The following is a 20600-nucleotide window of genomic DNA, read 5'->3' on the forward strand; positions in this document are numbered from 1 at the left end:
GCCTAGGGGCGATTTACTCTTTGTTGCTCGGTTTTGACTTAGCCCACTAGGTTACAAACTTCGCGCCGCGATTAAACCGCCCCTAGTATGAACAAATTTTAATCCGCAAAGGTCAACAGACCCTAAAGCAACCCATCAATAGTAAAAATAAAAAATGTATCTTAAAATTTACAACAATAGTTAATTTTAATAGGTGTCAATGTTAATTAATTGAAATAAAAATATTAGCGTGTACACTTTATGTGGACAAAACAAACCAAAAAGGACTATGAAATGAAAAAATACTCACCTTTATTTATTGGGCTCCTATTCAGCGGCTATACACAAGCTCAAGTTCCGCTTTTTGAAGTGCAATATATTAATGAGTCACAAAGCGTGGCCACACAAACAAGTAATCAATTACAGTTTGGCCAGCCTCTTTTTGAGCTCACAAATAGCACAAATACCTTTCTTTTACCTGTTAAAGGTAACGACATTGAATTTATAAAAAGTTCAACAAGTTTGTCAGCAACGGGAAGCTTAATTTGGATTGGTAAAAGTTTAGAAGATGACGAAATAACACTTATTAAATCTGCAAAAGGCATTTCGGGTACTGTAAAAGTAGGTGAACAGATATATAAATTACAACCAAATCAGCACTCTGGTCATAATTTCATTGAATTAGATCCCCAAAAGCAGCCAGCCGAGCATGCTCCCGACTATAAACAGTCTAATCACCTGGAGTTTATGAGTGAACAAATTTTAACAGCTCAAAACACTCAATCGGTAATGGCTAACGAAACGCAAAGTAATATTAGTTTATTAGTTTTATATACCCCAGCAGCAGCTCAAAAATCAGGGGATATAAATAGCTTAATTGATCTTGCGGTTGTTGAAACCAACCAAGGTTATCAAAACTCAGGCGTCAACGCAGTTGTTAGCGTAGCCCACATGAGCCAAATTAATTATACTGAAGCTGCAAACTCAGGTACTGATTTAAATCGTTTAGCAGCTAAGAATGATGGTTATATGGATGAAGCACATACATTACGCGATCAATTCGGTGCAGATGTTGTTATATTAGTAAATGATGTCAATGGTTACTGTGGCCAGGCCAAAGCCATTGGCGCTAATGCTCAAAGCGCTTTTGCTATGGTCGATTATGATTGTGCGACAGGCTACTATTCCTTTGGTCATGAGATTGGGCACTTACAAGGCGCTCGCCATAATCCAGAAAACGATCCTTCAACAACTCCTTATTCATTTGGACATGGTTACCAACAACCTCAATCGCAATGGCGTTCAGTGATGGCATATAATTGTCCAGGTAATTGTACACGTATTAATTACTGGTCGAACCCTAATAAATCATACAATGGAGATGTAATGGGGACTTCGGCAGAACATAACAATGCCAGAGTGTTAAACTTAACTAACCCTATTATTGCAAACTTTAGATCTTCAACCCCCCCAATTCCTGGTGACAATGTACTCCAAAATAATCAAGCAATTATGGTTAATGGCGCAAAGAATAGCGAAAAATTATTTACATTTGCAGTACCAAGTGAAGCAACACAAGTTACTTTTAGAACATCAGGTGGTAGTGGTGATGCTGATATATATGTAAAATTTAACGAAACGGCATCCACAAATAATTTTGATTGTCGCCCATATAGAAATGGCAATAATGAGAGCTGCAGTGATACTCGCAGTGGAAATTACTCTGTCATGCTCAAAGGCTTTGATGCTTATAATAATGTAGAACTGGTCGCTAGTTACCAATAATAAGCAAGCTACATAAGCAGGCGTCGTAGTATGGCGACCTGCTTAAATTAAGCTAAAAAAATTTTATTTGCTATCACTCACGACAAGATTTAAATTTCACCTTAATATGAGCTCAATTTTATATTTTTAAACATTCTTTTAGGAGCGAGTATGAGCATTTGGCATCAACCAATTACATTAGAGTTTTGTAAACAATTAGATCAAGGGATCACTGGCCAAGGCACGCTCATGAAGACCATGGGAATTGAAATCAGTGAAATTGGAGATGACTACTTAGTCGCCACTATGCCGGCAATTCCAGAGCATCATAACCCTATGGGTATAGTGCATGGTGGTGCCAATGTGGTCCTTGCTGAAACCGTAGCAAGTTATGCCGCTAACTTTGTAGTTGATTTCAGTCGATTTTATTGTGTTGGGCAAGAGATCAGCGCCAGCCACTTAAAAGCGTCACGCAACGGCACATTAACGGCTACCGCAAAAGCTTATCATATAGGTAAACGCAGCTCGGTTTGGGATATTAAAATAACCAATAGCCGCAATGAGCTTTGCTGCGTATCAAGAATGACCGCAGCCGTAGTCGAACGAAAAGGTTAAATTACTTTTCCAGAGGGTAAATAGTAACTTCTATGCCTGCGCCAATTGCAGATATGCGTAACAAGGTATCTGCATGTAGGGCCTGATTAAAACATTTTGGCGACGTACCCGACTCAAACCCCATATCAAAGGTTCTACGAGAACAACTTAACCATTGCTTTAATGCATTGCGTGAACACGACTCAATTAGCTCACATAAATGATTAATTGCTTTATCGGGTGTGGTTATTTCACCAGCTACTTCGATGCGTGCCAGTTGGCGGTATTCGTCTTTATCATAATGTAAAATGGTTGCGACCTTTTTTAAATCAGCAACTAATACGCTAATATCTTGCTTTGACTCAAGCTCGAGATCTACATTTAAAAATTGAATTTCCGACATTGTTTCGTATTTATCCTCTAATGGTTACCTTGCAAACTTTAACGCAGTTTTATCGTTATACCAAATCAACACCCTATAAATAGACACTTTATCAGTTAATACTCTTATTTTAGGGTGTTATTGCGACTTACTATTAGCACTATTGTGCTGAAACTCAATTTGAATGCACTAGTGCGACATTTTGTCGCACCCACCCTGCCTACCATTCGCGTAAAATGTTTATTAAAAGTAATAAGATAAACACCTATGAAAAAAATATTTAAACCAGTACGTAAACTTCATAAATGGTTGGGCTACTTATTAGGTTTACAAATTTTAGCTTGGTTGCTTGGCGGTTTAATTATGAGCGCTATTCCGCTTGAAAAAGTACATGGTAAGCACCTAGCAACACGCACCCTAACCAATCCCTTTAAAAGCCATGATTACATCGCATCAATTGATGATATCGTATCCCAAGTAACCAACCCGACTAAAATAATCTTTACGCATTTTTTATCCACCCCACTTATAACTGTAACCAGTGCCGGTAGCCAACAAAGTTTTAATGGCATTACTGGGCAACCATTTAAAGCACCTAATAGACAGCAAATTATTGCTAATGCACACGCACACTTACTTATTAATGCTCAACGAGTAAGCGCTGCTTTATTAGCTACAGGCCCACGAGAAAGCGGTTATAAAACAAATATATGGCAAGTGAAATTTAACGATACATTTAACACCACCCTCTATTTGTCATCAGACACAGGTAAAGTGATTACTGTTCGCAGTGATATTTGGCGAGTGTTTGACTTCTTTTGGATGCTACATATTATGGATTACGATGAGCGCGAGGATTTTAACAACCCGTTACTCATTAGTTTTGCTGCCAGCAGTGTGTTTTTTAGTTTTACTGGTTTTATTTTATTACTGCAAAACATCCGATTAAGAACAAGAAAACGTAAGCTATCCTGAGTTTTTAAGCAGGTTGTACAGAAAACTGATTTACCATTTAGGTTATTCTCTTTAAAATCGCGGCTCCTGTAGTTCACTAAAGTGATAGGATATGCCGCATTTTATTTTTGCGTTATTGCTTTGCGTTATCAGCTTTACTATTAATGCTGAGCAATTTACTCGTTTTTCCAGTGCTAAAAAACACTTAATTAAAACCTTACCAACCAATGCAAAAAGTATCTATTGTGGTTGCGACATAAAACGTAAAGGCAAAAAGTTAGTACCCGATGCAACCCATTGTGGTTATGTGCCACGCAACACATTTACCCGCTCAGGTAACGTGAACCAACGCGCTCTGCGAATAGAATGGGAACATATTGTACCCGCTTGGGAGTTCGGTCATCAGTTACAATGCTGGCAAGATGGTGGACGTAAAAATTGCCGTAAAGTAAGTGCAAAGTTTCGCATGATGGAAGCTGATATTAACAATTTAGCTCCCGCAATCGGTGAAATTAACGCTGATCGTTCAAACTATCGCTTTGGCATGTTAGCCCAAAATGCTAATCAATATGGTCGCTGTGAGGTTAAGGTTAATTTTAAACAACGCGTTATTGAACCGCCGGTTTATGCACGTAAACGTATTGCTGATGCATACGCTTACATGCAAAAAACTTATGGTTTAAAAATATCAAATAAACAACAAAAGCTGTTTAATGCGTGGCAACAACAAGCTTATGCCGCAAACACCGACAGTAAAAAGCTGTAACTTATGTTTATAATGCTTGGTGTGGTCCAAATATTTCGTAATGAATATTCGAGCTCTGTACACCTAAGTCAAGTAGTTGGCCTTTTACATAAGCCATAAATGAAGCTGGTCCACACAAATAAAATGCCCCTTCGCTAATAGGCAGTGATGCCTCAAGCACAGATAAATCCATAAGACCTGTGTAATCACATCCCTCACCACCTTGATTAAACCAGGTTAAGGTTTTTAGTTGTGGATACATAGCCGTTTGCTGCGCTAGGTAGTCTTTAAATGAATACTCATGGCTATTTTCACACCCGTGTAAGTAACTAATCGCTTGATTAGCATTGTCGCTCAATAGCGTCTGTAGCATAGCCATCATTGGAGTTTGGCCAACACCTGCAGAAATAAGCACAACGGGGCTTGCTGCATCTTTCAAAAAGAAATCACCTGCTGGTGGGTATAGCTCTACTCGTGCACCCTGCTCTAGTGAGTGTAAATAGTTAGACACCACGCCAGGCTGTGGTTGGCACTCTTTTTTAACGCTAATGCGATAGTTTTTAGCATTGCTCTTTTGCGAAATAGAATACTGGCGGATCTCTTCATATTCTGCCCCCTCAGGCTTAACTTTAATGCCAAGATATTGTCCTGGCTTGTGGGAAATAACAGCTTTGCCGTCTAAAGGTGTGAGGATAAAGCTGGTTACAAATTCAGACTCAACATGTTTATGAGTAATTTCAAACTTCCGTGTACCTACCCAGCCACCCTGATTATTTTTACTGTGTGCATACAACGCTGCTTCTTCGGTAATACAAATATCAGCCAGTAGGTTATAAGCTTCTCGCCATGCGTATTCAACATCAGCTGTAAACTGATCAGGAATAAGCTCTTTAAGTGTGCCGATCAAATGCGCCCCTACAATAGGGTAATGTTCGGGTAAAATATTCAAGCTGGTATGCTTATGGTTAATTCTTGCTAATGCCTCTTTTAACACGGCTAAATTATCAATATTTTGCGCATACGCAGCCAAGGCGTTAAATAATGCAAATTGCTGACGACCCGTTTCTTGGTTAGTCATATTAAAAATATGTTTAAGTTCCGGGTTATGGCTAAACATGCGCTTATAAAAATGATCGGTGACGGCTGTGCCCGCTTCTGCAAGTAATGGAGCTGTACTTTTTACAATCTCAATAGTTTTTTCAGATAACATTTTGGTTTCCTATGGGTGAACTAACCACGACGCCCATCAACACGACGCCGCGTTAATATAGGAGTGCAGTGAATTAAAAATAATAAAAAGGCCAGTAACCAAAGCACAGCACTGATCTGCCAAGCTAGGTGTGGCCCAATAAAAGACGGGAGAAAAGCACGAATAATTGCGGCACTAAACACCAATGCAAATGCAAGATTCATAAAACCAGGAATACTAAGTGAGCGACCGGTATGTCCTAGTGATACCCGTGTCATCATGGCTAAAATCATCATGCCGATACCACCAATAGTGATAAAATGCAGCGCGTCTTTAAACAGTATTGCACTGCTATAAAAACTGATTGCCACTAACATTAAACCTATACCTAAAGCTAAATACGCAAAGTGTAACGACCATAATAATGGGACTTTTAGGACTTGCTTGTTCCACCAGCAAACACCGCGAACTAAATGCAAAAACGCTGCACTCATCACAACTAGTGCCGGGTTAATTACAGTGAAATATAATTTACTAATAAAAAATAATGCTATCGCCAATACCGATAAGTATAAAATAGCTTTATCTATGTTTGGTGTGCGTACCTGCTTAGATAAGCCCAACCCTTTGGCGGTAAAAAAGGGTAATACACGCCCAGCTACAACCCCCACCAAGAAGCTTATAACCAGTACTGCGGTATCAACCATCGCCAGCGCTAACTGCGTTTGGTTTTTTAGCACTAGTATTAAATACAACGTGTTGAGCGTACATAAAAATGAAAGAATAAATAAAAACAAGTAGTTGCGTTTACTGCTCGCTTTTATCAACATGCTGGCTAACACTATAATTACCGAGAGCCACCAAACAACTTGTAAAATCAGTACCGCATAAACATTAAACTGAGCAATGCTAGGCACAACTACAAAAAAACTAAGCCGTGCACTAAGCCATATTAAGCTAAGCCACATCAATGGTTTACCGTTAATACTTGCAACACCGGTCCATGTTTGTGCTGCAGTAAGTAAAAAGCCAGCCACAACCACGCCCGCAAAACCAAATAACATTTCATGTGCATGCCACAAATTAGCAGGCATAACTAAATACCACTGTGCATCGCCACTTAAAATAAGTAACCAATAACCCACAGACAAACACGCTAGTGATCCACCAGCTAAAAAAAAGGGTCTAAATGCCAACATCCATAATGACCATTGTGATACCTGATGAAATGCGACCTGCGCTGGCATAGGTTCGGCTAAGTTTATGGGCTTCATTAGCGCACCTCCTGCCCCAGTCCATGCTGCGCCACACAGCGCAGTACGTAACTCACTTTGATAATAGCCGCGAGAACAATCGTGCTAATATGTGCAAAAATTTGTACCAGTATAGAAAAGTAGCCTGCATAGGGATAACTTATTAGCAGCGTAATCAACACCCCAAATACGCTAATACATAGCATCTTATTTGCATGAGATAGCACACGGTAATACAGAGAATTAGACTTCACTGAATAATTAACCTGTCCTAAAAAAATACTGCTCATAACAACTCCAATAACTGCTTTCGTTATTTTGTTATTACACAGACCATGCCAATTAAATAAAACTCTTAAATTCAACGCGTTATTTAATTTCACTTTACAAAAAGAGTCTTTATGACCTACTATAAAAACCAATTAAATACACTAACAGGTCATTTTGACATGAACCAACAACTCAATCTGACTCAAGTTGCCTTGGAGCTTGCACAAAGCACCTTACATGCCCACAGTTTTGAGCAGCTCTTAGCCACAGTTGAACGTGTTATTCCAAGTGATGCTAGCGCCTTGTTAATTCGCCAAGGCGAGCAATTAAAGCCTTTAGCGATTAAAGGTTTAATGCCTGATAGCTTAGGCAGGCGCTTTAACATTGCAGAGCATCCTCGCCTTGATGCTATTTGTAATCACCGCTTGGCACTGCAATTTGCACATGACAGCCCGCTCCCAGACCCATATGACGGCTTACTACTAGCTAAAACGGGTGATATTCCAGTGCATGCCTGCTTAGGGTTACCGCTTTATGATAAAGATTCGCTGCTTGGTATTTTGACCTTTGATAGCCTAAACGCTGATGCGTTTGACGGCATTACCTCTGATACGCTTAATACCTTACAAACCTTGTGTAGCGCACACTTTAAAACAGCCCTAGAGCTTGCCCATTACAAACAACATGCCCAGCACTCAAGTGAATTAGTACAAGCGTTAAACCGTGAGGCGCTCAAGCGTGATGGTGGTGAAATTATTGGCCAAAGCCCAGTAATACAAACCCTTAAAAACGAAATAAAGCTGGTTGCAGCCTCTAATTTTAGTGTATTAATTTTAGGTGATACTGGGGTCGGCAAAGAGTTGGTGGCGCGTAATATTCACTTGCATTCAGCACGCAAAGATCAGCCATTGATCCATTTAAATTGTGCATCACTGCCTGAAAACCTCGCCGAAAGTGAATTTTTTGGCCATGCAAAAGGCGCCTTTACGGGGGCACAAAATGCTCGCCAAGGTAAGTTTCAATTAGCCGATGGCGGTACCTTATTTTTGGATGAAATAGGCGAGCTACCACTGGCAATGCAAAGTAAATTATTACGGGTACTGCAAAGTGGCGAAGTACAAACCGTTGGTGAAGACGAACTTAAATATGTTGATGTTAGAGTGATTGCAGCCACTAACCGTGATTTGAAACACGAAGTAGAACAGGGGCGATTTCGCGCCGACTTATATCATCGCCTAAGTGTGTACCCGTTAAGCGTGGCGCCGTTAAAAGCCCGTGATGAAGATGTTATTTTATTAGCCGGTTATTTTTTGGAAAAAACAGCTCGTAAGCTTGCGATTAAACAGCTAAAACTCAGCATTGAAACGCAATTACTGCTAAAAAAATATGACTGGCCTGGCAATGTAAGAGAGCTGGAACATGTTATTAATCGCGCCGCATTAAAAGCTAAACAGCATCAATGGCAGCAACCAATTATTACTATTGAGCCAGAGCATTGCGAGCTAAATTTAAGCGCTATTAACACCTTAGATCTTGAACACTCAAACCAGCTTGCAACCACACCTTTAACAAACAACATTTCGTTAAAACAAGCCACCGATACTTACACTCAGCAGCTTATTATACAGCAACTTAAACAACATAATTATAACTGGGCAAGCACAGCGCGAAGTTTACAGGTCGACCGCGCTAACTTAACGCGGCTAGCCAAGCGCTTGGGTATTTCTATAAAAAAGTCGTTGTAGCTTTTTTAACTTAATTTACGCTGCTTAAAATAGGTTTTTAATAACTGACTAAACGCTTGCACTTTCGCAGTACGATGCACTAAATGGTGCGTCACTAACCATAAGTCAGTAGGCCAACTTAGTTCGTTAGGTAATACAGGCACTAAATCAGAGTATTGCGCTGCAACATCATGTTGTAATCCGCCAATCCCTAGCCCCTTAACGATGGCGCGAGTAGCCTCTGAGGTTTCTGATACTCTAAGTTTAACTTGCGACGAGGGAATATTTTCATCAACCCACGCAAAATAAGGCACTTTGCCATTATAACCCGCGACTCCTGATACAAAATTATGCACCGAGAGTTGTGCTAACGTTTGTGGCAAGCCATAACGATTTATGTAATGTTTTGAAGCATAAAATCCTGACGAGAGTGCCGCTAAATGCTGAGCAATATAATCACCTTCATCCGGCCTGGGCCCTGCTCTTACAGCGATATGTGCTTGGCCATGGTCTAAGCGCAAACGCTTTTGATCCATAATCACTTGTAATTGCACTTGCGGATGCAAGGTCTGAAACTGCTCACATACCTCACTTAATACATCTATAAAACCACTCACAGTGGTAAGTAACAAGCTACCTTGTAAGGTACTATCTGCTGCAATTATGTCACTGTGTAAGCGTTCTAGCTCACCATTAATTGCTTGTGCTGTGGTAAATAACTTAGCGCCAATCTCTGTGACTTTGTAGCCACGAGCATGTCGGTGGAATAATCGCGCATCTAAGCTTTTCTCTAAGTTATTTATTCGCCTGAGCACCGTACTGTGATGAATATCTAGTGCTTCGGCAGCTGCAGTTAAAGTGCCTAAACGCGCCACCTCATAAGCAACCTTAAGATCTTGCCAATCATCAAATTGAATTGCCATAGTAACCACTTTTTAAATTGTGCATATACGCACACAAGTTTTGCGTTTATTTGGCTTTTCTGCAAGCAATTATTTGTTAAAGTCACTGCTGTACACAATCAACATTAGGATCAGCTCATGACTACACCAAAAATTATTGCCCTAGCAGGTAGCTTACGTAAAGACAGCTTTAATCAAAAACTTATTAATGAAGCAGCTCGTTTTGCACTAGAAAGTGGCGCTGAAGTGGAAGTGATCAAACTCGCAGACTTAGCCATACCTATGTTTGATGAAGATTTAGAAGCACAAGGCACACCGGCCGGCGTACAACAATTAAAAGACAAGCTGCGCACAGCAGATGGTATTTTACTGGCCAGCCCAGAATATAATGGTTCTATCACCGCAGTGTTAAAAAATGCCATTGATTGGGCGTCGCGCACCGAACAAGGTGCAGAGCCTGCATTTGCAAATAAAGTAACCGCTTTATATGCAGCATCACCGGGTGGACTTGGCGGCTTACGTGGGTTGAATCACGTGCGTGATATTTTATCTGGCATTGGCAGCTTAGTATTAGCTAACCAACTGGCAGTACCGGCTATTCATACTTTATTAGACGAAAATGGCCGTATTAACGACCCCGCTACCGCTGAAAAAGTGGCCGGCCTTGCACAGCAGTTAGTTAGCGTAGCAAGTAAGCTAAAATAAGCAGCGGCTATAACTTTATTGCTGCAAGCTTTGCAGCAATAAAGTCTTCATGGGTAACATACAACAAGTTTGCAACACGACGAATAACGTACTCTTCTTGAGGATCAAGTTCACCATCCGCGTACGCCAAGCGCCAAAGTAGCTCAACTATATCAATACGTTGCTGTGCACTGCATTGATTATTAATTTGCTTAGAAAATTGAAAATAATCAATGGCATCATCTAAACTTGAGCTTGCTTGTTCGGTTAACTCATCTACTGCTTCATCAGTTAAATCAAAATATTTTTTTAATGTCAGACTTAGCGTATGTTGTTCATCTGCCTGTAAATCATTATCCGCTCGCATTACTTCAATTAATAACGCGGCAACCGCTGTTTTTAAATCATGTTGTTCAATATCATAATCTTGCTGATCAATACTCGAAAAAAGCTGTTTAATTTGCTTGAACATCACATTTCCCCTTTTTGGGTGTTAGACTTATATAATAACGGGTGTAATAGATATGCTGATCACACTACCCAATATCAAGATGGAGTTAAAGGTTTATGAGTAGAAAAGCTAATCATTATCTATATGGAAGTATTAGCTGGGTGTTTTTAGCAGCATGTTTGAATGTGTCGGCAGAACAAACTGAAATGCAGCGGCTATATGACTTTGATGAAAAGGTGCATTACAAACAAACTCAAATAGACACTAACAACTATCATCTAGAGATCCAATCTGATGACTACCCACATTTTAAAAACCAAAGTGTGTTTTTATTGCGCCACGCTAACCGCTTATGTCGCGATAACCCTTTTATGTTAAAAGTAACCGAAGGGGTGCAAGAGTATGAACGTTTTCCAACTAAACCACGCGCTTATCAGCCACCACTGAGTGTATTTGTGCAGTGTGAAATGCCTGCAGAAAAAACCTCAAAGAAATAACACCTCGTTATGCTTCCATAAAACCACTGAGCGTTAAAACAGCCAGTGGTTTTAATATAAAAAAAGATTAGTTAACACCATATCCCCATGGTGCAGCCGGTGGTGTGATAGGCTTAGTTAAATCAAAATCAACGCGGAATTCGCGACCTTGGCGAATGAGTCGGTAAGTGAACTTTTCAGGGTAAATATACATTTGCCATGTATTGCCAACCGATTGTGGTATGCCTTGGCTAACAAATAACTCTTTTGAATACTGATCAGCAGGGAATGACTGCATGTTAGCAAACCCCGCATCAAGCGTATGGCCACCATACATAGTTGATACATCATCACTGCCATCTTTATGGCGGTGATCGTGCTTTAGACTCAATCCACTGCCTGTTTTAGTAATGATCCACGTACGTGAGGCATCATCACCCACATGAAACGGCACTTGTAGCTCACGTTCATTACACTTACGCACATGCATAACTAACTTTTTATCGGCAAATGAACTCGGTCCTGTGGCATTATCAACCGTTACTTTACCCTCAAAAGCTTTACCGCAATGTGCTGCTATGTTGTCAAAAAAGCCATCATGGCTTGGAATTGAGACTAAAGGCGCTGGGCGAGCTAATGCAGCGGTTGATGCAAGCATTAGTGCTGCAGCTGTTAATAATTTCATAATGTATCCCTAAACATGTAAAAAATTAGCTTAGCGTTTAAACAAACACAAAGACAATAATCACGATGAACAGCATCTGACAGCAATAAAAAAACGCGACTTATGCCGCGTTTTACTATCTAGTATCTTTTAAATTATTCACTGCCAAGGACGCTCAGCGGCAAGTTTTGCTTCAAACGCATCAATTTGCGGATTTAAGGTTTCGGTTACACCAATAAAGTCTAAACCACTTAATAAACGCTCTTTCACGTCTTTGCGAATATCAAAGCTGATTGGCGCAAATTTATTACTGCGCAATTGCTGGTTTTCTAAATCCACATCAATGTGAATATCATCATGCTGCTCACTTAACACAAATAAGTCTTCTAATATTTGCGCTGGCAGTGCAATGGCAAGCATTTGGTTATTGCCACAGTTATTAAAGAAAATATCAGCAAAACTTTCAGCCAAAATCACTTCAAAACCGTATTGTTTAAGCGCCCATGGTGCGTGCTCACGTGATGAACCACAACCAAAGTTATCGCGGGTTAGTAGTATTTGCGCTCCTTGATAGCAAGGACGGTTCAAAATAAAATCAGGGTTTGGCTCGCCATTATCTAAATAACGCCAATCGTAAAATAGCGCAGCATCAAAACCATCACGGCTGGTTGAAGTTAAAAACTGCTTAGGAATAATTTGGTCGGTATCGACGTTGTTTTTATCAAGTGGGGCCATTAAGCCACTAAAATAGATGCTCATTAGGCTTCTCCTCTAATATCAACAAAGTGGCCATGTATTGCTGCCGCTGCCGCCATTGCTGGGCTCACTAAGTGTGTACGCCCGCCTCGCCCTTGGCGTCCTTCAAAATTACGGTTAGATGTAGATGCACAGCGTTTACCTGCGCCTAAACGGTCGTCATTCATTGCTAAACACATAGAGCAACCTGGCTCACGCCATTCAAATCCTGCAGCTTTAAATATGTCGGCAAGGCCTTCATCTTCTGCTTGTTGTTTAACCAAGCCTGAGCCTGGAACAATTAATGCTTCAATGCCAGCAACCACTTGCTTGCCTTCAACTATTTTTGCTGCGGCGCGTAAATCTTCAATGCGGCTGTTGGTGCATGAGCCAATAAATACTGTGTCTACTTTGGCAGTTGATAACTTATCGCCCGCTTTTAAACCCATGTATTTAAGTGCACTACGAATAGCATCAGCTTTAATTAAATCGGTTTCTTTGTCTGGATCTGGAATACATTCGTCAACGCCAATCACTTGCTCTGGGTTAGTCCCCCAGGTGATCTGTGGTTGAATATTAACGGCATCTAACTCTACCTCTAAGTCAAAGGTTGCGCCATCATCAGTTTTTAAAGTTTCCCAGTAGGCAACAGCGGCGTCAAAATCAGCGCCTTTTGGTGCAAACGGGCGCCCTTTTAAGTAGTCATACGTTACCTTGTCCGGGGCAATTAAACCTGCCTTGGCACCCATTTCAATACTCATGTTACACAACGTCATACGCGCTTCCATCGAAAGCGCCTCTATGCCTTCACCACAAAATTCAGCCACATAACCCGTACCACCAGCAGTGCCTAGTTTACCTATAACCGCCATAATTAAATCTTTAGCAGTTACTGTTGGGCGTAACACACCGTTAATTTGAATTTTTAACGACTTAGCCTTTTTTTGCTGTAGCGTTTGCGTAGCTAATACGTGCTCAACTTCTGAGGTTCCAATACCATGGGCAAGCGCTCCAAACGCGCCATGGGTTGAGGTATGACTATCGCCACATACGATGGTTGTACCTGGTAAGGTGATCCCTTGCTCTGGGCCAATCACATGCACAATACCTTGATTTACTGAATTTAGGTCGTACAGCAAAATGCCAAATTCTTTGCAGTTTACATCCAGTGCCATTAGTTGATTTTTAGAGACTTCGCTGGCTGCATCTAATGAACGGCTTTTAGTTGAAACATTATGATCCATGGTAGCAATGGTTTTTTCTGGACAGCGCACTTTACGATTTTTTTCACGTAAACCTGCAAATGCTTGTGGTGACGTCACTTCATGAACTAAATGACGGTCAATATAAAGTAAATCGGTTTGCTCGTTGATGCTGGCAACCGTATGTGCTTGCCAAATTTTATTGTATAAAGTTTGAGCCACTTGCTAACTCCCTGATCTGATTGAGCCACAGCCTAACGGTGCTGTGGCTTTAATAGTTAAATGCGTGAAACAATAGCCGCTGCAACATCGGTGGTGGTATAGCCGCCCTGCGGATAAATATCAGGTGTCCCCACACCTGCTTCAACCGCCTCTGCAACTGCTTTTTCAATGGTGCGAGCCGCTTCATCTTGTCCTAACGAATAACGTAACATTAATGCGGCACTTAAAATTTGTGCAATAGGGTTAGCAACCCCTTTTCCGGCGATATCGGGCGCTGAGCCACCCGCGGGTTCATACAAGCCAAAGCCTGATTGATTTAAGCTAGCCGAAGGTAATAGCCCCATTGAGCCGGTGATCATCGCGCATTCGTCAGATAAAATGTCGCCAAATAAGTTATCGCACAGTAATACATCAAACTGGCTAGGCTGTTTAACTAGCTGCATCGCTGCATTATCTACATAAATATAATCTAAGCTCACCTCAGGAAACTCTTTACTCACTTCGGTGACTACTTCACGCCAAAGTACACTCGATGCTAAAACATTGGCTTTATCAACCGAGGTTACATGATTGCTGCGCAATTTAGCGGCCTCAAAAGCAAAACGTGCAATACGCTCAATTTCTTTACGCGAGTATGTTTGGGTGTCAAATGCCGCTTCTTCAGCACCTTCGCCACTGCGACCTTTTTCACCAAAATAAATACCGCCGGTTAGCTCACGCACACACAAAATATCAAAGCCTTTTTCGCTAATATCAGCACGAAGTGGTGATGCAGCGCTCAATGCGGGTAACAATTGAGCTGGGCGTAAGTTACAAAACAAACCAAAATGTTTGCGTAGTGGTAACAATGACGCGCGCTCTGGCTGCTCATTCGGTGGCAAGTTTTCCCACTTAGGACCGCCCACTGAACCAAATAAAATAGCATCGGCGTTTTCACAGGCTTTTAAAGTTGTATCAGGAAGTGCTTTGCCAAATTCATCAATGGCTGCGCCGCCAATCGCGTGATGCTCACGGTTCAGAGTAAAACCAAATTTATCACTGACTGCGTCAAGTACTTGCTCTGCAGCTGCCATAACTTCTGGGCCAATACCGTCGCCTGCTAATACGGCAACGCTGTAATGTGTTCTACTCATCCTGCTTTCCTTTGTTGTTTTAAATCAGACACTTTTTGTGCTCGATAAATTAAGTTATAAACCCGAACCATAGCTCGAACAGAGGCTTCGACCACATCGGCCGCAATACCAGCACCGTGATAGGGACGACCATCATATTTAGCAATAATATTCACTTGCCCTAATGAGCTGGCGCCTTGGCCGGTTGCCTCTAAATTGTATTCAATCATTTCAACGCTCATACCTGTTAAGCGCTCAATAGCAGCAAACGAAGCTTCAACTGGGCCATTACCTGTGGCCGCTTCTTGTTTTGCTTCGCCATCAATCAGCAAGCCTATGGTTGAGCTGGCCACCGATTGTGAATTAGACGCAGAGTTAACAAACTCTAACTGGTACTTTTCGTCTTTGTCGTTAATTTGATTAAAGTAAATCATGGCCTCTAGGTCGTAGTCGTATACTGTGCCTTTTTGATCAGCCAGCGCAACGAAACTTTGGTATAAGCTATCCATGTCGTAATCTGATTTTTGATAGCCTAATTCTTCTAAGCGGTGTTCTATAACATGACGGCCTGAACGTGAGGTCATATTTAATTGGTTACTTGGTACGCCAACACTTTCTGGTGACATAATTTCATAAGTGTTTTGCGCTTTTAATACACCGTCTTGATGAATACCTGAGCTGTGAGCAAACGCATTTTCGCCAACAATCGCTTTATTTGGCTGTACCGGCATATTACAAATCTTGGCCACTTGACGAGAGGCGCGATAAATTTCTTCGCTTTTTATGTCGGTATATACGTTTAAGTGGTCTTTACGCATTTTCATGATCATTGCCACTTCTTCAAGTGAACAGTTCCCCGCACGCTCACCTATACCATTAATGGTGCATTCAATTTGGCGTGCACCGGCTTGCACTGCGGCCACGGAGTTGGCAACGGCTAAACCTAAATCGTTGTGGCAATGCACACTTAAACGCGCTTTATCTATATTTGGCACGTTATTCATTAAATGACGGATCATTGCTGCGTATTCATCTGGAGTTACAAAACCGACTGTATCAGGCAAATTAATTGTTGATGCACCGGCATTAATTGCTTGCTCAACAATTTTGCATAAATCCCAATGCGGTGTACGCCCAGCATCTTCACACGAAAACTCAACATCATCGGTATAGTTACGCGCTAATTTAATAGATTTAACAGCCATTGCAGTGGCATCATCAAGACTCATACGCAACTTGTGTTCAAGATGAAGCGGGCTGGTGGCAATAAAAGTATGAATACGGCTTTGCTGTGCAGCGCGCAGCGCATCGCCACAGGCCTCGATATCTTTGGCAACCGAGCGAGCTAAGCCACAAATAATAGGGCCTTTAACCTCGGTGGCAATACGTTGCACTGAGCGAAAGTCAGCTGGGCTCGACACCGGAAACCCCACTTCCATTACATCCACATTTAAGCGGCTAATGGTATGCGCCAGTTGAACTTTATCGTCTTCTGTTAGGCTTGCTTTTAGTGCCTGCTCACCATCACGTAAGGTGGTATCAAAAATCCATACTTTATCTTGCTGTTGCATAACTGCCCCTCAATTCCTGTATTACCCAAATTTCGATTTATCCCTGCAGCGAGATAAAAAAAACCCCGCGGTTGCGGGGTTTTTAATGTTTAGCTCAATGCAAACACACTAATCCCCGCTCACTTGCCACAGCAGTAAGAGGTTTAGGTTTAGTGTAATTAAGCGAATAGTTTGCATCTGTTTTCTTGTGTGTGTGTGTCCAATGAGGCTTATTTTTATCATTGCAACGCAGTTGGCGCAAGCATAAAAACACCAAAAAAACAATTAAAGGGGACTTTCTGGGGATTTAAAATTCAAACAAAACTTGTAAGCAGAATAAAATATTCAACTTAAACCTAGAACAGGTTTAAATTAATAAGCGCTGTAAAATACAGCGCTTATTTTAACTTTTTTAATATTTATTCTTTATTTTCAGCACGTACGTAATTTGACGCGCCGCGCGTAATATAACGTAACTGCCATATAACTCGCTCAATCAGTTCATCGCGTTGCTGACCTTCAATATCAAGCGCTTCAGCGCCTGCATTAAATACCAAAGTAACCATGGCTTCTGCCTGAATATACGCATGAATAGCATCGCAGGGGGTTTCACTTTCTAAATAATGTGCGAGTTCTAAAATAAAGTGTTTTACTTCACGTGCCACTGCTGCTCTAAATGCTTTTGAGGTACCTGAACGTTCACGCAACAAAAGTCTAAACTGATTGCTTGAGTTATCAATAAACTCCATAAAAGTAACCACAGAGGTGTTGATTACACTGCCACCACTGGCTATTCGTCTGCGTGCTTGGCGCATCAGCTGGCGTAGGGTTAAACCCGCTTCATCAACCATGGTTAAGCCCAACTCGTTCATATCTTTAAAGTGACGATAAAAAGAGGTAGGCGCAATACCTGCTTCGCGTGCAACCTCACGCAAGCTTAAATTAGAAAAGCTATGATCAGCACTAAGCTGATTAAATGCAGCTTCAATTAATGCTTGTCGTGTTTTTTGTTTCTGTTGTGCTCTAACACCCGACATCAACAGCTCCCTGAGTGAGTTTGTAATAAATTTTTAATTAAAAAAATAGCTAATAGTACAGTCTAATACTTGACGGCAGCAGATTGAAATATTATTTTAGCTTACAGTTGTACGCTGAGAAATGATAAACATGAAAAAACCACCAATTATATGGACCAACGTCCTTTTCTTTAGCCTGACGTTTTTGGCTGCTATTACACTTGTACCTTGGTATGGGTTTAACTATGGCTTTACAGGCACGCAGTGGGTTGCTTTTGTAGCTTGCATGTTTTTTGCGGGATTATCGATCACCGCGGGCTACCACCGTTTATGGGCACATAAAACCTATAACGCACACCCTGCGGTTGAATTTATTTTTGCCCTTGGTGGTGCTTTTGCGCTACAAAATAGTGCGCTGCATTGGAGCAGCGATCATCGAATTCACCATGGTCAAGTTGATGACCCAGTTAAAGACCCTTATGCCGCCACTAATGGCTTTTGGTACAGTCACATTGGCTGGATGCTTCGCGACTACCAAGGCGACAGCTACGATGATTACAGCAACTGTCGTGATTTACAGCGAAATAAAATTGTTATGTGGCAGCACAAGCATTACTTAAAATTGGTAATTGCCATGAATGTTGGTTTACCGCTAGTACTCGGCTTAATGCTTGGTGATGTATGGGGCATGTTACTGTTAGCAGGCTTATTGCGTTTAGTATTGAGTCAGCACTTTACCTTTTTTATTAACTCAGTAGCACATATTTGGGGTTCACGTCCTTACACTGAAAAAAATACCGCGAGAGACAATGGCTTTTTAGCACTGTTTACCTACGGTGAGGGTTATCATAACTTCCATCATATTTTTGCCAGCGATTACCGCAATGGCATTAAATGGTTTCATTACGACCCAACAAAATGGATGATCCGCTCACTCGCAGCCATTGGTTTAGCGAGTAAATTAAAGCGCACACCGGTTGAGCGCATTGAAAAAGCTAAAGCAGAAACCTTAATGAGTAAAACACAAGGTCGTCTTGCAAAATTGCCTTTAGCGCAAGATAAGCTTACATTATTACAACAAGAGTACGATTTGTTGCTTAAAAAGCTGCAAAATTATTGCTCATTACAAAAAAAAGTGTTGGAAGCTAAAAAAAATAATATGGCAAAGCAGTGTGAAAAGTCGGCATTAATGGCACAATATCACGAGCTTGAAGCCGCCTGGGAAACACAAAAGCAGGCATGGCTAGCACTTAATGCGAGGTTATTAAAAGCCTCTTTTAGTTAAAATAGGAGTGGCTGTGGCCAAACAACCAGAAAAGAAAAAAGTACCCGTGAGCTACCAATATGATGCAATCATTATTGGCACGGGTCCTGGCGGTGAAGGGACCGCTATGAACCTCTCTAAAAGCAACAAAAAAGTAGCGGTTATTGAACGTCAAACTGCTGTTGGCGGTGGTTGTGTTCACTGGGGAACCATTCCTTCAAAGGCACTTCGTCATTCGGTTAGTCGCTACATTGAATACAAAGCAAACCCTTTGTTTAACGTAGGCGAGCGCCCAGTAAGACTTACTTTTCCTGATATTTTGCGCCATGCCAGTTCGGTAATTTCAAAGCAATCAAACTTACGCAGCAGCTTTTACGATCGTAATCGCATTCATATGTTTCAAGGCGATGCTAGCTTTGTTGATAAGCACACTATTGAAATTAGACGTAATGACGGTTCAACTGAACGCCTAACTGCACAAACTATTGTTATTGCTACCGGCTCACGACCTTATCGCCCACCAGGTGTTGATTTCACCCATTCGCGTATTTATGAAAGTGACACAATTTTAGGCCTTGAACACGACCCGCATCGCGTACTTATATACGGCGCGGGTGTAATTGGTTGTGAATACGCATCTATCTTCAAAGGGCTAGGTGCAAAGGTTGATTTAGTAAATACTCGCGATCGCCTACTTGCGTTTATGGATGCTGAAATATCTGATGCGCTTAGCTATCACTTTTGGAATAGTGGCATTGTTATTCGTCATAACGAAGAATTTGATCGCATTGAAACCCGCGATGACTGTGTTGTTATGCATTTAAAATCGGGTAAACGTGTAAAGGCTGACTGTATTTTATTTGCCAATGGCCGTACTGGTAATACTGATACATTGAATTTAGAAGCAATTGGCTTAAAAGCAGATAGCCGCGGACAAGTAAAAGTAAACGAAACCTACCAAACAGAAATAGACAACGTATATGCGGTAGGCGATGTTATTGGCTACCCAAGCCTTGCTAGTGCTGCCTTTGACCAAGGTCGAATTGCAGCAGATGCCATCGCTTGTGGTAACTGCGATGAAAAGCTGATTATTGATATCCCAGCCGGTATTTATACTATTCCTGAAATGAGTTCAGTAGGTAAAACAGAGCAGCAATTAACTGCCGCAAAAGTACCGTACGAAGTGGGACGTGCGCAATTTAAACACTTAGCACGTGCACAAATTGCAGGTACCGATGTGGGTAGTTTAAAAATATTGTTCCATACAGAAACCAAGGAAGTACTTGGGGTGCATTGCTTTGGTGAGCGTGCCTCTGAGATTGTTCACATTGGCCAAGCTATAATGGAACAAAAAAATGGTGGCAATACCATCGACTACTTTGTAAATACTACGTTTAACTACCCAACAATGGCAGAAGCTTATCGAGTTGCGGCATTAAATGGCTTAAACCGCTTGTTTAAGTAAGTG

General features: G+C 41.3%; 20 protein-coding genes. 9 read left to right on the forward strand and 11 right to left on the reverse strand.

The annotated features are described in order from the left end of the window. Positions 1 to 273: 273 nt before the first annotated feature. Together AC0VZ5_RS15065 and AC0VZ5_RS15070 are read left to right on the forward strand one after the other, a co-directional pair. Positions 274 to 1764 carry a M12 family metallo-peptidase gene (locus AC0VZ5_RS15065; protein ID WP_475473504.1) on the forward strand — a complete coding sequence of 497 codons (1491 nt, stop codon included), beginning with the start codon at positions 274 to 276 and terminating at the stop codon, positions 1762 to 1764. A 150-nt stretch (positions 1765 to 1914) separates the two neighbouring features. Continuing rightward, positions 1915 to 2358, forward strand: a complete 444-nt coding sequence (locus tag AC0VZ5_RS15070) for a PaaI family thioesterase (RefSeq protein ID WP_138608368.1) — start codon at positions 1915 to 1917, stop codon at positions 2356 to 2358. A gap of 1 nt (position 2359) precedes the next feature. Here AC0VZ5_RS15070 and AC0VZ5_RS15075 read toward each other — a convergent pair whose 3' ends face one another. Continuing rightward, the gene (locus tag AC0VZ5_RS15075) at positions 2360 to 2740 is read right to left on the reverse strand and encodes a hypothetical protein (protein ID WP_008114170.1); all 381 of its coding nucleotides are present in this window, start codon (positions 2738 to 2740) and stop codon (positions 2360 to 2362) included. Positions 2741 to 2986: 246 nt separating this feature from the next. On the opposite strand from AC0VZ5_RS15075, the gene AC0VZ5_RS15080 reads away from it, so the two are divergent. Both AC0VZ5_RS15080 and AC0VZ5_RS15085 read left to right on the forward strand, forming a co-directional pair. Further along, entirely contained in the window at positions 2987 to 3694 is a 708-nt protein-coding gene (locus AC0VZ5_RS15080) for a hypothetical protein (RefSeq protein WP_475473506.1), read from the forward strand. A 91-nt stretch (positions 3695 to 3785) separates the two neighbouring features. Continuing rightward, positions 3786 to 4439 carry an endonuclease gene (locus AC0VZ5_RS15085; RefSeq protein ID WP_475473507.1) on the forward strand — a complete coding sequence of 218 codons (654 nt, stop codon included), beginning with the start codon at positions 3786 to 3788 and terminating at the stop codon, positions 4437 to 4439. Positions 4440 to 4446: 7 nt separating this feature from the next. Here AC0VZ5_RS15085 and hmpA read toward each other — a convergent pair whose 3' ends face one another. Both hmpA and AC0VZ5_RS15095 read right to left on the reverse strand, forming a co-directional pair. After that, a complete protein-coding gene (hmpA, locus tag AC0VZ5_RS15090) occupies positions 4447 to 5628 on the reverse strand; it encodes an NO-inducible flavohemoprotein (protein WP_475473509.1) in 1182 nt (393 codons plus the stop codon). A gap of 20 nt (positions 5629 to 5648) precedes the next feature. Beyond that, on the reverse strand, positions 5649 to 6881 hold the full coding sequence (locus AC0VZ5_RS15095; protein ID WP_475473511.1) for an NnrS family protein: 1233 nt from the start codon (positions 6879 to 6881) through the stop codon (positions 5649 to 5651). A 428-nt stretch (positions 6882 to 7309) separates the two neighbouring features. Here AC0VZ5_RS15095 and norR point away from each other — a divergent pair, with 428 nt between their 5' ends. Then, positions 7310 to 8875: a nitric oxide reductase transcriptional regulator NorR gene (gene norR / locus AC0VZ5_RS15100; RefSeq protein WP_475474762.1), complete on the forward strand. Its 1566-nt coding sequence runs from the start codon at positions 7310 to 7312 to the stop codon at positions 8873 to 8875. Between the two features lie 5 nt (positions 8876 to 8880). Here the strand turns inward: norR and AC0VZ5_RS15105 are convergent, their stop codons facing one another. Beyond that, positions 8881 to 9777 carry a LysR family transcriptional regulator gene (locus tag AC0VZ5_RS15105; RefSeq protein ID WP_178956747.1) on the reverse strand — a complete coding sequence of 299 codons (897 nt, stop codon included), beginning with the start codon at positions 9775 to 9777 and terminating at the stop codon, positions 8881 to 8883. A gap of 117 nt (positions 9778 to 9894) precedes the next feature. Between AC0VZ5_RS15105 and AC0VZ5_RS15110 the strand changes: the two genes are divergently transcribed. Continuing rightward, a complete protein-coding gene (locus tag AC0VZ5_RS15110) occupies positions 9895 to 10461 on the forward strand; it encodes an NADPH-dependent FMN reductase (RefSeq protein ID WP_138608382.1) in 567 nt (188 codons plus the stop codon). 7 nt (positions 10462 to 10468) lie between these two features. On the opposite strand, the gene AC0VZ5_RS15115 is transcribed toward AC0VZ5_RS15110, so the two are convergent. Next, positions 10469 to 10912: a tellurite resistance TerB family protein gene (locus AC0VZ5_RS15115; RefSeq protein ID WP_464710832.1), complete on the reverse strand. Its 444-nt coding sequence runs from the start codon at positions 10910 to 10912 to the stop codon at positions 10469 to 10471. Positions 10913 to 11007: 95 nt separating this feature from the next. On the opposite strand from AC0VZ5_RS15115, the gene AC0VZ5_RS15120 reads away from it, so the two are divergent. Next, positions 11008 to 11388, forward strand: coding sequence for a hypothetical protein (locus tag AC0VZ5_RS15120; RefSeq protein WP_475473514.1), 381 nt, complete (start codon positions 11008 to 11010; stop codon positions 11386 to 11388). A 67-nt stretch (positions 11389 to 11455) separates the two neighbouring features. On the opposite strand, the gene AC0VZ5_RS15125 is transcribed toward AC0VZ5_RS15120, so the two are convergent. The 6 genes from AC0VZ5_RS15125 to fabR all read right to left on the reverse strand — a co-directional run bounded on the left by AC0VZ5_RS15125 (position 11456) and on the right by fabR (position 17889). Further along, positions 11456 to 12052 (reverse strand): hypothetical protein, encoded by a 597-nt coding sequence (locus tag AC0VZ5_RS15125; RefSeq protein WP_475473516.1) that lies wholly within the window; start codon positions 12050 to 12052, stop codon positions 11456 to 11458. A 138-nt stretch (positions 12053 to 12190) separates the two neighbouring features. Next, positions 12191 to 12790, reverse strand: a complete 600-nt coding sequence (gene leuD, locus AC0VZ5_RS15130; protein WP_198522182.1) for a 3-isopropylmalate dehydratase small subunit — start codon at positions 12788 to 12790, stop codon at positions 12191 to 12193. Then, a complete protein-coding gene (leuC, locus tag AC0VZ5_RS15135; RefSeq protein WP_475473518.1) occupies positions 12790 to 14190 on the reverse strand; it encodes a 3-isopropylmalate dehydratase large subunit in 1401 nt (466 codons plus the stop codon). The genes leuD and leuC overlap by 1 nt, the downstream gene beginning before the upstream one ends. A gap of 56 nt (positions 14191 to 14246) precedes the next feature. Next, complete coding sequence (leuB, locus tag AC0VZ5_RS15140) at positions 14247 to 15323, reverse strand: 3-isopropylmalate dehydrogenase (RefSeq protein ID WP_475473520.1); 1077 nt, start codon at positions 15321 to 15323, stop codon at positions 14247 to 14249. After that, a complete protein-coding gene (leuA, locus tag AC0VZ5_RS15145; protein WP_010392352.1) occupies positions 15320 to 16873 on the reverse strand; it encodes a 2-isopropylmalate synthase in 1554 nt (517 codons plus the stop codon). The genes leuB and leuA overlap by 4 nt, the downstream gene beginning before the upstream one ends. Positions 16874 to 17271: 398 nt before the next feature. Beyond that, complete coding sequence (gene fabR / locus AC0VZ5_RS15150) at positions 17272 to 17889, reverse strand: HTH-type transcriptional repressor FabR (RefSeq protein WP_008114202.1); 618 nt, start codon at positions 17887 to 17889, stop codon at positions 17272 to 17274. 130 nt (positions 17890 to 18019) lie between these two features. Here fabR and AC0VZ5_RS15155 point away from each other — a divergent pair, with 130 nt between their 5' ends. Both AC0VZ5_RS15155 and sthA read left to right on the forward strand, forming a co-directional pair. Next, positions 18020 to 19153, forward strand: a complete 1134-nt coding sequence (locus AC0VZ5_RS15155) for an acyl-CoA desaturase (RefSeq protein ID WP_475473523.1) — start codon at positions 18020 to 18022, stop codon at positions 19151 to 19153. A 13-nt stretch (positions 19154 to 19166) separates the two neighbouring features. After that, positions 19167 to 20597 (forward strand): Si-specific NAD(P)(+) transhydrogenase, encoded by a 1431-nt coding sequence (gene sthA, locus AC0VZ5_RS15160; protein WP_008114205.1) that lies wholly within the window; start codon positions 19167 to 19169, stop codon positions 20595 to 20597. Positions 20598 to 20600 lie beyond the last annotated feature (3 nt).

The organism is Pseudoalteromonas sp. QJM3NY_12 (genome assembly GCF_056173165.1).